Below are 13970 nucleotides of genomic sequence, written 5' to 3' on the forward strand. Positions count from 1 at the left end.
CTTCTGTCAAGCTCGGACCCGTGGCCAACCCAAGGGGGTGCATGGCAATTGGTCGACAACGGACTGCTTCGTTCCAAGACTTCGTCTTTCGTTAATCGAGTCCGCGAGCTGACTGAACTTTGTGCCGGCGTTCACGACACTTTAGCGGGTCAGGGACGATTGTTCACTGTTGCGGGCGAGCCAGGGATCGGCAAAAGCCGTTTGGCCGACGAAGCCGCGAACTACGCCGTCAGTAAGCATATGAGCGTCCTATGGGGTCGCTGTTGGGAAGGCGGCGGAGCGCCCGCTTATTGGCCATGGATCCAGGTTATTCGAGCATTAGCTAGCTCCACCCAGAGTTCGATCGTCGTTAATTGGCTAAGTTCCGACGTCGCCGAAGTATTCCAAATTGTCCCGGAGTTGCGCGCTCTTGTGCCTGACCTATCCGAGCTTTCGCCAGGCTCTCTCTCCGAACCGGAGCAAGCCCGATTCCGTCTCTTCGATTCCGTGGTCCGTTTCTTTCGTCGCGCCAGCGAACACAAACCCATCTTAGCAATCTTGGATGATCTGCACGCGGCGGACCCCACCTCGTTACTGATGTTACTTGCTCTAGCGAGAGCAGTCCGCGGTGCGGGTCTGATGATTGTAGGTATATATCGCAAAGCCGAGGTACGTAATTCAGTCGAAAGAGCCGCCTTAATAGCAGAAATCGAGCGCGAAGGCATTTTGCTACCCTTACGCGGATTGGCAGAAGCTGAAATCGGTGAGTTCATCGAGCGAACAGCCGGAATCTCTCCGACGCCCTCTCTGGTATCTCTGCTTGAGACTGCGACGGAGGGTAACCCCTTTTTCTTGAGTGAAATTCTCCGACTGATGGCGGCCGAAGGGCATCTCGCGACTGACCCTGCAATCGTATCGCATCCATTGCAAATTCCGGATGGTGTGCGAGCATCCATCATGAGGCGGATTCAACCGCTAAGCGATGAAACCCGCCAAACCTTAACCGTCGCATCCGTAATCGGACGCGAATTCGACCTCAATTGCCTGGCAATGACAAGAGACGTTCCACGAGAGAGAATCGTTGATGCTCTCGATACAGCGATCAGACTCGAATTGGTAACGGGACTCGAAGGGTTCGCTGGACGTTACACCTTCCGACACATGTTGATCCGCGACGCTCTCTACGGAACTCTACCTACAAACAGTCGTGTCAAGCTGCACCGACTAGTCGGAGACGCCATCCGCAGCCTTGATGATTCTGACGGCCGCAGTGGCGAAATAGCTTACCATTATTCTGAGGCGGCTGTTGCCGGAAACGCCGATCTGGCTGTTCAGTACTCCCGGCGTGCCGCACAGATTGCGACACAAAAACTGGCATATGAAGAGTCTTCACGTTATCTCAGCACAGCATTGCAGCTTCTACCCTTTACGTCTCACCCCAGTGAACAACTGAAAGCCGATCTGTTGTTGGAACTGGGAGAGGCACAGACCAGGGCGGGTAGAGTTACAGAGGCTCGCAAGACCTGCCTCGAAGCGGCCGATCGAGCAAAGAGGCTTGCCAACTTTGACCTTTTTGCACGCGCCGTCGTAACCGCTGGTAGAGCGATAAGCGACTCCGGTGTTACTGACAGCGCTCTCGTCGCGCTACTTACCGAGGCCTTGGAGGTGCTTGAAGAAGCCGATAGCCCTGTGCGAGCTCAAGTCCTGGCTCGCTTAGGGGTCGAGCTCTATTGGTCTGAACGTGACCGAGGAACCCATCTGTGTCAAAAAGCTGTCGACATCGCGCGCCGACTCGGCGATCGCCATACGTTGATTCTGGTCCTATGGGCTCATCATCTCTCATTGCGAAATCCCGACAGTATTCAAGATCGTCTGGCTGACACTAGTGATATCATCAGGACTGCGGAGAGCGCTGGCGAAAGGGATTTCGCACAGGAGGCACGCTTTTATCGCATATCGGATCTCATCGAGATCGGCAACGTGTTGGAGGCGGACCTTGAATCGCAAACGTATCTGCGGGTTGAGGAACAGACCAAGGACCCGTTTAAGCGAGGACTGCTCCTGCGCGGGATGCGTGCGCTCCTCGATGGCCGTTTCGAAGAAGCGGAGCACTTAGCCCAACAGGCTTTGGTCGCGGGCCAAGAGAGCGGGCGGCCCCTCTCCTTTAATTCCTTTCTTATCCAAACCGGTCATGTACTTTGGGAACAGGCGCGCCTGAGAGAATTCGAACCTTCCCTCAGAGCCTATATTGACCGGAATCCGCTGATACTTTTTGCGCAATGCGCCTTAGTTCAGTGTCTGATTCAGGGCGGCAAGGCATCCGACGCGAGGGCGGTATTTAATACTCTCGCCGTCAACAATTTTAGTACCATTCCGAGGGATTGGAATTGGCTTCCTTCGATTTTCGTCCTTGCGGATGTGTGCGTTGATCTCGGTGCGCGCGCTGAAGCCGAGATTCTATACGAGATCTTGCGTCCGTACGCTTCGCGCAACGCGGTCTTGGGTTATGTATATTGCTATGGATCCGTAAGCTACGCTCTCGCCCGTCTGGCTAACATCTTAGGGCGCGTGGACGAGTCAGCAGTCCACTTTGAAGACGCTATCGCTGCAAACCGACGCCTTCGGGCGAACACCTGGGTTGCTCACTCCGAATGCGAGTACGCCGCGCTGCTCTTGAAGCGGAATACATCCAGTGATCGCCGTCGTGCGTTCGAACTCTTGGAATCCGTCCACAAAGCCACAGACACATTCAGAAGCATGCGGCTGCAGGAAAAGCTTCAAGCAATACGCCTGGAGGTTGAGACCGCGCAGGCGAGTCCTGGCTTAATCGGCGACAATAGACAAAATCGCTTCATCGAAAGACCAGGTGACTCAGCCACACGCCTGAGCCAAGACAATGTTCCTGGTACGATCACCGAGTCATGCCCGGCTATCGATGCGATCGCCGATATCGCGGCAGAGAACACGCACAAGTTAGCCACGCACGTTCCTCTCGATGGCACAGTCACGATTTTATTTTCAGACATGCAAAATTCGACTGGAATGTTCGAACACCTCGGCGATCTCCGCGCGCAGGAGATCATCCGTCTACACAATGCTATCATTCGGAAGGAGGTTTCGGCCCACCAGGGAATCGAGATAAAGTCGATGGGCGATGGTTTTATGGTCGCTTTTGCCGGTGCTCGCCGTGGCGTCTTATGTGCTATTGCGATTCAACGCGCCTTCGCCGATCATTGCGAAAAGCACCGTGATGTTGCTATTCGGGTTAGGATCGGACTGCATACGGGCGAACCGATAAACGAAGCTACGGATTTGTTTGGCAAAGCTGTTATTCTAGCCGCGCGGATAGCGGCAACCGCAGGTGCAGGAGAGATACTGGTCTCCTCAACGCTACGTGATCTGGTAGAAGGCGCCGGTGATATTCGTTTTGCAGATTCGAAAGAGATTTCTTTGAAAGGATTGGCAGGAACCCATCGCGTCTATCCAGTGATATGGTAGGCGCAGAGCAGCCGAGCGCTCCGGTTACGGCTGATCGGGTGCATTCGTTTCCCCTTCAGAAGACGACCTGGCGACAATCGGCCCAAGCTACTGCCGGCGGGCTGAAGATGAAGGATCCGCTGGCGATGGACAGGAATTGCCGCGCCTTCGCGCTGACGCGCGTCTCTTCACGATTTCGCCTCTCCTTACTCCGACGGCTTTAAGCGCCTCTTCTTCTCGACCCCCCGGAAGCGGCCCGATTTGGAGACGACCTGGCACGCCTCGTCCGGGAATGCCAGACGGCCTCGTCGGCGTGTCCGGCGCGCTCAGCTGTCGCTTGGCCTACCGCATGGCGGCTTCTTTTTACCCCTAGCAGCGCTGAGTGTTAAAGAAGTCGCGCCCCAGTCTGCCCAAAGCCCATAGCCCGTGCGGTGCCTGGGCGCACGTTCGCAATGATTATGGCGGAGGGGGGAAGGAGTCGAACCTTCCGGCAAGCGTATTGCCCGCCAGGCCGGTTTTGAAGACCGGTGGGGCCACCGGGCCCCTTCCTCCTCCTCTGCGCGCGCCGCTTACTTCTCGCCGTGCCACGTCGCCATATGCCGGACGTGGGTGTCGAGATAAAAATCGCCGTCGAAGAAGCGATCGTAAAATTCCATCTCGCAGTGCTGCGCCTGCGCGTAGGCGCGCATGTAGAAGCTCGGGACCGACGCCGGGAAGCGGCCGAAGGTGTCGTAGATGTACTGCGCGACCTCGCCCATCAGCTCGATGAACTCCGCCGTGTAGCGCTCGATGCGCGACTTGACCCGCGCGTTCTCGCGGTACGGGCCGGGCCGTTCGGGATCGAACGCGCCGTTGGTCCCGAACTTGAGATCGGCGAATTTGCGCACCGCCCCGCGCATGTCGGCGCAATACGGCGGACAGAGCCCTTCGAAATACTTGTCGATTCCGACCGGATTGGGCACCGCCCAGCGCGCGTCGGTCGCGAAGCGAAAGCCGAGGCCGGGAATTCCACGCGCAGCGAACGCGCCCATCAGGCTCGGCGGATTGATCCCCGTGTACATCCATCCGCCAAGCCCCATCGCCTGCATTGCAAGCACGATGTTATGGCACACCAGCGCAAGTTCCATCGCGCCCGTCGCCAGGCAGTACTGGTCGAACTCGAAGATCGAAAAACGCTTGGCGCCGTCGATAAGCCCTGCCTGCATGAAGCGATCGAGGTCGCCGCACACGCGGCCGTTTTGCGGATCGAACGGCGTAAACCCCATCCCCAGATACACCGCCATCAGGTCCATCATCTGCTGCGTCAGATCGATCACCGGCACGAACAGCGTGGTGCCCGGCTTGTTAGCGTTCCAGAGATTGTGGGCGCTCGTGTGCGGCGGTTCGGCCGGCACGGTGACGCGGCCGGGCGCGAGTTTCACGCAATGCCGCTTGACCGCGTCGAAGAGCGCGGCGAGGTCGTCCGGCCGCCTGCCGCCGAGGATGTCCTGCGGGTCGAGGTCGCGCAGCTGCGTCAGATAGGTGCCGTCGTCGTCGGTAAAGATAAGCTCGGAGGCGTAGATCCCCGCGCCGCTCGGGTAAGTCCGGCCGAGCAGGCGCACCGGGTAGTTGCATCCGGTGTCGGCCTCGCCCGCCGACGTATGCTCCATCCCGGTGTTCCAGCCGTTAATTCCCGCGCCGCATATCACGAGCAGCATCCGCTCGGTCTCGCTCAGCGCGACGGGCTCCTTGGGCGACTCGTAGGCGAGCGGCCCGTCGGGAATCTTCATCCCGAGGCCGAAGCGGCGCGCGCGCCGCCCGAACATCGCGCCGAGCAGCGGAAAGGAGGAAAGCTCGCGCACCAGTGCTTCGGGAGTGGGAGCCGATTTCTTTTCCGCCATGATCGTCGTCGTCCTCGTTTTTGTAGTGTTCCTGTCCTGTTTTTCCAGCGTTGCTGCAGCGTGTGCGGCAGTTCGGAGGCGCTATCGTAGCAAAAACCCGCGCCGACGCATCAGCGCGCTAGCCGGGTTGGTCGTGAGCGTGCGACGCGCGATCCCTGCACGGCCCGTGCGCCAGCGTGATGTTGCTTGCGCTGTTGATGAGCGCGATGTGCGAAAGGGCCTGGGGAAAATTGCCGAGCTGGCGTCTGAGTTGCGGGTCGTACTCTTCAGCGAGCAGGCCGACGTCGTTGCGCAGCGCGAGCAGGCGGCGGAAGGTTTCATGCGCCTCCTCATGGCGCCCCATCAGCTCCAGGCAATCGGCCAGCCAGAAGGTGCACGGAAGAAAGACGCCCTCGCCCGGAGGCAGGCCGTCGGTGCCGGCCTCGGTCAGGTAGCGCTGCACCAGTCCGCCGCTCATGAGCTCGCGCTGGATCGCTTCGACCGTGCCGACGACGCGCGGATCGTTTGCCGGCAGGAAACCGACGAGCGGCATCAGCAGCAGCGAGGCGTCGAGCGCGCCCGCGCCGTAGTACTGGACGAAGGCGCCGCGCGCCGGATTGAACCCGCGGCGGCAGACGTCGTCGTGGATGCGCGCGCGCAGCGCTTTCCATTTTTCGAGCGGCCCCTTTACCCCCGCGTGCTCGACCGTCTTGATCGCGCGATCGACCGCGACCCACGCCATCACGCGCGAATGAACGAAGAGGCGGCGCGGACCGCGGACCTCCCAGATACCCTCGTCCGGCTGCTCCCATGCGGTCTCCACAAAATCCATCAGCTCGCGCGCCACCTGCCACGCGTCGTCGTTGGAGTGGAGGCCGTGGCGCCTGGCGACGTGCAGCGCGTCGAAGATCTCGCCGTAAACGTCGAGCTGGAACTGGTTGTGCGCGGCGTTGCCGATGCGCACCGGACGGCTGTCCGCATAGCCGGGCAGCCACGGAAGCTCCAACTCCGTCAGCCGGCGCTCGCCAGCGAGCCCGTACATGATCTGCAGTTCGCTCGGGTGGCCCGCGATGGCGCGAAGCAGCCATTGCCGCCACGCCTGCGCCTCTTCGGTATAGCCGCCGATGAGCAGGGCGTAGAGCGTGAACGTCGCGTCGCGCAGCCAGCAATAGCGATAATCCCAGTTGCGCACGCCGCCGATCGTTTCCGGCAGCGACGTCGTCGGCGCGGCGACGATCGCGCCGGTCGGACTGTAGGTCAACGCCTTCAGCGTGATGAGCGAGCGGATCACGGTCTCACGTGAGGGCCCTTCGACCGAGCATCGCGCCGACCATCGCTGCCACCAGTCCTCGGTCTCGCGCAGCATCGTTGAGGCGTCGCGGATGCGCGGCTCGCCGAGATGCGAGTCGTAACGCGTCATCACGAACGCCACGGTTTGGCCCTCGGCAATCTCGAACTCGCCGACGGTGTGGAAGTCCTCGCCGCGCAGCTCGATCGGAGAGCGCAGCTGCACCGCGTCGGGACCGGCGATCGCGCTGATGCCGTAGGGGCGCTTGCGTACCCACGGCACGACATGGCCATAGTCGAAGCGCAGGATGAACTCCGTGCGCATCGGCACCCGGCCCGCGCGCCCTTCGACGATTCGCACGAGGTCGACCTTGCCTACGCGCTCGGCAACCGGCATGAAGTCGATAACCGCGGCCGTGCCGCCGGCGCATCGGAACTCCGTCTCGAGCACCAGCGTGTCACCGCGGTAGTGGCGGAGCGTCTGATGCGGCTCGATGCGCGGGGCGACGAGCCAGCGTCCGTGCTCCTCATTGCCGAGCAGCGCCGCGAAGCAGGCGGAAGAATCGAAGCGCGGCATGCACAACCAATCGACCGAGCCGTCGATCCCGACCAGCGCGGCGGTGTGCATGTTGCCGATGAGCGCGTAGTCCTCGATTCGAAGGGTCATCAGGTTCGTCCTTAATTCGAACAACGCAAGCGACGGATTTCGGGTAGTTCTGGAGTAAACAAGGCGATGGCCCCAGTCACTGTCAACGGGCGGTTCAGTGTGAACCTCACTTTCCACGCGGGCTCGGTCGGTTCGTTGCAACCGGCGGCATCGTCGATCCCCTCGTCAAACGCGACTCTCCGGTGACCCGGAGATAAAGACTCGTTGGCCTCAGCCACTGGGGTCTACTGTAGCCGTTTTTGTGTCGAGGCGGGCAAGCCAAGTTGCCTTTCCCGATCCACTCTTTCCGGAGGTTGGTTCAGGGGTTGCGCCGCAAGACCCAAATTCGTTGCCGCAAGGTGCAGCCGCTGCCAGAGCATCCCAGCCCGCACCGCCCGCTCCTGATCGTACAAGTTCCCGACCGCGAGCAGCCCGAAAACTGCCGCCGTCGCAAGCTGTACATCGCGAGTCTGGCTGAGCCAGATGCGATGCGCCCGCGCGGGCGAGGGCACGGGCAGAATCCTCGCCATCAGCGTCACGAACGGCGAGAGCCCTGCCGCCGCGATGGTCGGGCCGTCGCGATGAGCCGCGATCTCGGCGTCGGAGCCGCGAAACCACGCGTCGCTGTCACGGATCATTGCGGGGTCGGCGATGATTGCCTCGGTCGCGACGATCGTGGTCGCGGTAAACTCCGAACGCACGGTCGCCTCGGTAAGCAGGAACAGTTTGACCTCCGGCTCCCCGCTTCCGAGCGCCGCAAGCTTTGCCAGCATCTCGGGAGCAACCGGACGATCGCGGGTCGTACGGGCCGCGATTGGTGTGCCGCGCCGGTATCGCGGCGTAGAGTGGCGAACCTTCCGCCGCGCCGCGCGAGAGCGCGACCGAAGCCACCCGGCGCCTTCCCTCGACCGGCGCCGGCAGCGAGAGCGTCGCGTGTTCGATCGCGATTCGGGCCGCGTAACCAGCCGCCTAAGCCCGCAAGCGAAGATTCTCCAGCGCGCAGCCGAGACTGATCCGCATCTCGCGCCGAAAGGGGTCCATCACGCCCAGATTGCGGCTCTCGTCGGCGCGGAGATCGATCCGATCGGGATGAACACAGAACTTCCACGGTTGCGTGTTGTGAGCGTTGGCCGCAAGAATTGCCGACCTCACCGGCGTTCGCGCCCCCTCTCCAGGCGAGCCAGACCATTCGCGCCACGGAGCGTACGCGTCGGCGTCCGGCAAATTCTCTTCCGCGCTTGCATCAGAGCCAAGACGAATTGCGGCTACGGCGAGCGCGCCCAAGCCCGAAAGGACCGCCCATCGGCGTGGAAGATCCTCAAAACAATTTGATGGCCACTCGGTCAGACCTCCGGCTGGAGACACCGCCGGTACTGCTGCTGCCAGGGCCTTGCCGCCTTACCTCTGCTCCTACACTAAACTATATTTGGATGAGCATGTGGACATACGAGAAGCGAGCAACGTAGGGCACAAGGCGCGCCCATTTCCCGCCCAAGCGCCGGCGCATGCGCCCCCCCCGAGAAAGTCTGATCCTTCGAGTCCTGGCCTCAGGCACCGCGTGCAAACGTCCAGGTCGCGGGCAAAAAAATAGGGCCGTCCGTCGGCCGCGGCAGCATACCGGTGCCCAGCAGGTCGGCAGGCACTACCTCGAACGAGATCGCCTCACGGATTATGTCGAGTTCGCGCGAGGTATCAGTGAAGTCTCCCAAGTACAGGTCGATGAGGTAGGTTCCCGGCATCAGCGGAAGCCGATCGAACTTGCATGTCACGATGCCGCTCGACATACGCTGATTGTCCGCTCCCTGGTTGGTCAAGCGGTTGTTGACGCCGAACAGTGGCATCCCCTCGGCAGTCTTCAGGGTGACTCCCAGGATCGGCCGGACGGGATGAGGCGCAACAAAGTGGACTGTCACCTCAAGCGGTGCTCCCATTCGCACAACACCGGTCGGCTCGTCGCCTTCAGAGTGCAGGCTTATCGACTGCATCGTTGGTACTGAGTCGCCGCGCCGTCCGGCATGGCCTGCCAGCGAGCGGATGCCGCCGCAGCCTCGCAGCTCGGAGGCCATGTAGCGCATCACGATCTGGGTCGGTTCGCCCTCGGCTTCGAGACGGCCTGAGCTGATCAGCAGGCACGAGCTGCAAAGCGACTCTATCGAGGCCATGTTGTGGCTGACGAAGATTATCGTCCGCCCCGTGCGTGCGACATCGCCCATCTTGCCCATGCATTTTTTCTGGAAGGCAGCGTCGCCCACTGCCAGCACCTCGTCGACCAGGAGGATCTCGGGTTCGAGATGGGCGGCAACGGAGAAGCCCAGCCGCACGTGCATGCCGCTGGAATAGTGCTTTACGGGGGTGTCGACGAATTTCTCGACCTCGGCGAAAGCCACGATCTCGTCGAACTTGCGCTGGATCTCGGCGCGCCGCATGCCGAGGATCGCGCCACTTAAATAAATGTTCTCGCGCCCGGTCAGCTCGAGATGGAACCCCGTGCCGACCTCGAGCAGACTGCCGATCCGGCCATAAATCTCGGCACGGCCGGCGCTAGGTTCGGTGATGCGCGAGAGCAGCTTGAGCAGCGTCGACTTGCCGGAGCCATTGCGCCCGATGAGGCCGAGCACCTCGCCTGGCATCACGTCGAAGCTCACGTCGCGCAGCGCCCAGACGTGGCGCTCACCGTCCTGCAGCCCACCATCGCGCGCTCTGCCGCCGAGCATATCACGCGCGATCCGCGCCGGCGCGCTGACCGAACGGATGATGCTCTCGCGCAGAGTGCGATAGGGCTCGACCCTCCCGATGCGGTAGCGCTTGGAGATGTTTTGGACTCGGATTATCGGCTGCATCGCAGTTGGCCTCCGCAGACGTCAGATGACGTCTGCGAAGCTCCGCTCCATGCGCTGAAACGACCATACCGAGTAGGCTGCGGCTCCGAGCGTCAGCGCCGCTGCGACGGCAATCGCGGGCCAGTCAAACGGCCTTTCCAATAGCGCGGAGCGGAAACCCCCGATGATTCCGGTCAGCGGATTGAGGGTCAGTATCCAGCGCCACCCGCCCGGCACAAAGTTGGAGGGATAAATGACCGGGGTGGCGATCATCCAGAACTGGAGCATGAATGGCATTACGTACTTGATGTCGCGATACTTGACGTTCATCCCCGCCATCCACATCCCGACTGCCCCGGCGAAAATCGCGAGCAGTGCCACGAGCGCTGGGAACATCAAGATCCCGGCGCCGGGCGCCATTCCGTAGCAGGCCATCATCGCGAACAGGATCACCGAGGCTATCGCAAAGTCGACCAGCGCGGCGCCAACTGCGGCGCCCGGGATAGCCATACGCGGAAAGTAGACCTTGGTGACGAGTTGCGCGTTGCCGATCACGCTGGCGCCGCTCTGAGTCACCGCGTTTTGGAAAAACTGCCAGGGGACCAGCCCGGCGAATGCGAAGAGCGAATAGGGTAGACCGTCGGAAGGCACGTGGGCGAGCCTGCCGAATAGCAGCGTGAAGGCCACCATCATCAGCAACGGCTGAAGCACGGCCCACAGCACGCCCAGCGCGGTCTGCTTGTAGCGCAGTTTGACGTCGCGCCAAGTCAGGAAGTAGAGCAGCTCGCGATGCGTCCATAGTTCGCCGAGCCCGACCCACAGCGAGCCGCGCCCGGCCTCGATGATGAAGCGCGGTGCCTTGGCCTCGGGCGTGGCGGCGACCGGCGCGCGGGCGGATGGCGCGGTCTGGTGCGGGAGTACTTCCACAGGTGCGCTCGTTGACGGTTCGCAGCGAAGCCGGTCCGTCACGCGGCGAAGCCGGAACGGCCTGAGGTCTGATCGGTCAGCTTTTGCCTTGGGGCATTCGACGCGACCCGTGTCTTATCATTCGCGGTGCGGGGCCCCATGCTCAGTTGAGCGTTCTGCATGTTGGCCTCGGGCCGCCATTCAGCGCTCATACCTTCGAAGGATTCTCCCGCGACCCAATGCTGCTGCCCAACAAGAAATTATATACGAAAAGTCAATGGTGTTCTGAGCGCGGCCTCAGACGCTGAGATGGCGAGCCCGATATGCCCGCGTGCGAACGAGAGCCGGGGCTACAGGCTGAATCGGGGTATGACGGCGGCCGAAACTCGCGAGCAACCGCAAACTGCATCGCGCGATGCGCGAGAATCGGGTTCGGCGGCAGCACTTCCCTTTCGGCGGGATGACAGGGCCTCTCGTAAAATTAGTCACTACTAGATCGACCGCTTTTGGAACCACAAATTGCTTGACACTATGGGGCGGTTGAAAAAGCCGGAAATTTGCCCGATCCGGACCGGCGAGTTTTTCCAATTTTATTAGAGCGGCTTATGGAGCCGCTGGTCGAGAAATATGTTGAACAAGCGCCTGCGCCACGGGGGCAAGAATGCGTGCGCGGGCGAGCGGGATACTTCATCATGACCGACGCCAGTCAGGCAAGGGGGCGGCCACGTCGGCAAGAAACCGCCGATGGCGATGTAGCGTAAAGGGTCACATTCCGTCTTGGATGTGACTCGCATGAGAAGTTCCTAGTGCTTCCGCGGAGGGGCGAAGTCGTCAAGGTACGGCGCAGTCAGCCGGTGGCCCGGGATGAATATGTTGCCCCAACGGGCCATAGCGCCGGTTTCGTCATGTATGAAGCGCTTCTCGAGTGGTTGATTCACATCACAGCGGCCACCAGGCGAACGCCACAAGGGCGAGGCCAAGGCAGGCGATTATGATACCCCACAAAGTCGCGGTCGGCGCTTCCAAGTCGGACCATTCGGCGCTGTCCAGCGGATGCTCTTCAGGGATCGGTTTGCCGCTGCTTCTCGGCATCATGGAGACCCTCGCCCGCAGATCCCAACCATCTGGCGCCTTTACGCGTTGGTCAGAGTGGAGTCCACGCCGCTGGCGAGCGAACTGACGTTGTTGCCCAGTGCCATATAGGTGCCGAAGACCACTACCGCGATAGCCGTCACGGTGAGCGTGTACTCCGTCATCGTCTGGCCACGGGTGTTGCGAACCATTGACTCACGGGCGCGGATGAACATCTTCGTCACTGGCTCCATTTTCAGATCTCCCTCCTATAACCGTTTTGGATGCTACGGAGGCTACAGGCGCCGCGGGCTCCCGCATCCGGGTCAGGGCATCGGAGGCGGTGGCTGGCCCTCGTGATACGAAACATCAAACATGGTGCCGCGGGCCGAAGCGACGGCATTGGGAGTATGAACCTCGAAATTGGGAGGGCTCCCTGAGCTAACCTTAACCAGGGAGCGCACCAGCCCGTTTAGCAGGGTAACCTTGGTGCTGGCTCGTGACCCGTCGGGGTTGAGGATATTTTCCGTCAGCACAAGAGTACTCGAGTCGCTCAACTCCAGCTGGCTGCCGTCGCTGAGCCCAATGCTCACGCGGCTGTTGGGCCCAGTTGTCAGCTTGTCTCCGACCTGAAGAGCGGTGCCGTCGGCTGCCGGAATCGATTTGCCGGCCCTCTCGACCGTAACGGTGCCGCTGAGCGTGCCTATCGAGCCAGCGGATGTCTGTGCCCAGGCGTGTGGGGCAAGTGCCAGTACAACCGAAAGGAAGGCCGTTGATGCTACGACATCTATAATTCTTCTAGACATGTCTAAAAACTATTAGAATTCTCATGAGATGTCTAGATGGCAAAGGCTGTGCGGTTGACGCCATATCGACCAGCTTGGCGGCTCATGGGGAGCTGGTGGGTTAGACGGACTATCTCGAAGAAGCCAGCGCGCCGTCGTTGAGTGCGGCGCCGAACCTCCGGCTCACTATTTCGGTGATCGCCGGCCTCGCCTCGCAATCCTGATCGCTGCATGCCTGGATAGACCCAGCTCGGCTGCCTTTGACCTTCGGTATTGCGGACGCCTTAATCTCGCAGTTTTTCTCAGGATGCGCCCGGCACTTGCAGGTTCGGACGGAGCCGGCCGAGCAATGCGCACTCTGTGCCAAGCCGTGGCGTTCCGGGATCGTTGACGACGAACCCTGCGCTGAAGGGCGAAGCTTTACCCTGGGACCGTACTTCGCGGTTATGTATGACTGACTTATTTACACCTATTAAGCTATTTTCAGATAATATTAGCTATATACAGGGGCATAAAAAGGCGTTCGCAGTGCACTGGCCAAGCCGTCATCGGAGTTCGAAGTTATGAGACGAAAATCAGCATTTGTCGGGGGCCATTTTTGGGAAAACTTCGGGTTGTTGGTGTTCTTTGTGGCCGGGTTGACCGGCCTCGTGTACATGGTGACCAACGTGATTTCCTGGTGACTCGCACGCCGTACTTGATATCCGGCGGAACACGGCGCCGCCAAGGTGTTTGGCTTTGCTAACTGTTGCTGTGAATGCAACAAGTGCTCGACGGACCATGGGGGTGGCAGGTGTCGACGGCTTCAGCACGCAACCTACGACTCGCTCCCGACCAGGACGGTGCAATTCAGGAGAGCCATCTCTGCTCTCGAAGCGCAAAGAGTTTTTGAAGAAGCACCGCGCCATCGTTGAGTGCGGCGCCGAACCTCCGGCTCACCACTTCGGTGATCGTCGGCGTCGCTTCGCAATCTTGATCGCTGCATGCCTGGATAGACCCAACTCGGCTGCCTTTGACCTTCGGTACTGCTGACGGCGGATCGCGCGGTTCTTGTCGGGATGAGCTTTGCGCCAGTTGCGGGTGCGGACGGCTTGCGAGCAGACGCGCGGCGCAGTGTGCCTAGCACCGGGTCGGTACGCTC

8 protein-coding genes and 1 tRNA gene are annotated in these 13970 nt (G+C 61.0%); 1 reads left to right on the forward strand and 8 read right to left on the reverse strand.

Annotation, left to right across the window (positions count from 1 at the left end; translation table 11 throughout):
- Positions 1-48 precede the first annotated feature (48 nt).
- Entirely contained in the window at positions 49-3477 is a 3429-nt protein-coding gene (locus VMI09_01925; protein HTQ23423.1) for an AAA family ATPase, read from the forward strand.
- 438 nt (positions 3478-3915) lie between these two features.
- On the opposite strand, the gene VMI09_01930 is transcribed toward VMI09_01925, so the two are convergent.
- The 8 genes from VMI09_01930 to VMI09_01965 form a co-directional block, all read right to left on the reverse strand.
- Positions 3916-4011, reverse strand: a tRNA-Sec gene (locus VMI09_01930).
- Positions 4012-4025: 14 nt separating this feature from the next.
- The gene (locus VMI09_01935) at positions 4026-5336 is read right to left on the reverse strand and encodes a hypothetical protein (protein ID HTQ23424.1); all 1311 of its coding nucleotides are present in this window, start codon (positions 5334-5336) and stop codon (positions 4026-4028) included.
- Positions 5337-5454: 118 nt separating this feature from the next.
- Positions 5455-7269, reverse strand: a complete 1815-nt coding sequence (locus VMI09_01940) for a glycoside hydrolase family 15 protein (GenBank protein ID HTQ23425.1) — start codon at positions 7267-7269, stop codon at positions 5455-5457.
- A gap of 224 nt (positions 7270-7493) precedes the next feature.
- Positions 7494-8021: a hypothetical protein gene (locus VMI09_01945; GenBank protein HTQ23426.1), complete on the reverse strand. Its 528-nt coding sequence runs from the start codon at positions 8019-8021 to the stop codon at positions 7494-7496.
- A gap of 196 nt (positions 8022-8217) precedes the next feature.
- Positions 8218-8400, reverse strand: a complete 183-nt coding sequence (locus VMI09_01950; protein HTQ23427.1) for a hypothetical protein — start codon at positions 8398-8400, stop codon at positions 8218-8220.
- Between the two features lie 395 nt (positions 8401-8795).
- Positions 8796-10088 carry an ABC transporter ATP-binding protein gene (locus tag VMI09_01955; protein HTQ23428.1) on the reverse strand — a complete coding sequence of 431 codons (1293 nt, stop codon included), beginning with the start codon at positions 10086-10088 and terminating at the stop codon, positions 8796-8798.
- Between the two features lie 21 nt (positions 10089-10109).
- Positions 10110-10994, reverse strand: coding sequence for an ABC transporter permease (locus tag VMI09_01960; protein ID HTQ23429.1), 885 nt, complete (start codon positions 10992-10994; stop codon positions 10110-10112).
- A gap of 1112 nt (positions 10995-12106) precedes the next feature.
- Entirely contained in the window at positions 12107-12256 is a 150-nt protein-coding gene (locus VMI09_01965; protein HTQ23430.1) for a hypothetical protein, read from the reverse strand.
- Positions 12257-13970: the final 1714 nt, after the last annotated feature.

The organism is Candidatus Binataceae bacterium (assembly GCA_035500095.1).
Lineage (GTDB): Bacteria > Desulfobacterota > Binatia > Binatales > Binataceae > JAKAVN01.

Coding starts and splice junctions, on each gene's coding strand:
- VMI09_01945 (HTQ23426.1), bottom strand. CDS start 8,021: ATGCTGGCAAAGCTTGCGGCGCTCGGAAGCGGGGAGCCGGAGGTCAAA.
- VMI09_01955 (HTQ23428.1), bottom strand. CDS start 10,088: ATGCAGCCGATAATCCGAGTCCAAAACATCTCCAAGCGCTACCGCATC.
- VMI09_01935 (HTQ23424.1), bottom strand. CDS start 5,336: ATGGCGGAAAAGAAATCGGCTCCCACTCCCGAAGCACTGGTGCGCGAG.
- VMI09_01940 (HTQ23425.1), bottom strand. CDS start 7,269: ATGACCCTTCGAATCGAGGACTACGCGCTCATCGGCAACATGCACACC.
- VMI09_01965 (HTQ23430.1), bottom strand. CDS start 12,256: ATGGTTCGCAACACCCGTGGCCAGACGATGACGGAGTACACGCTCACC.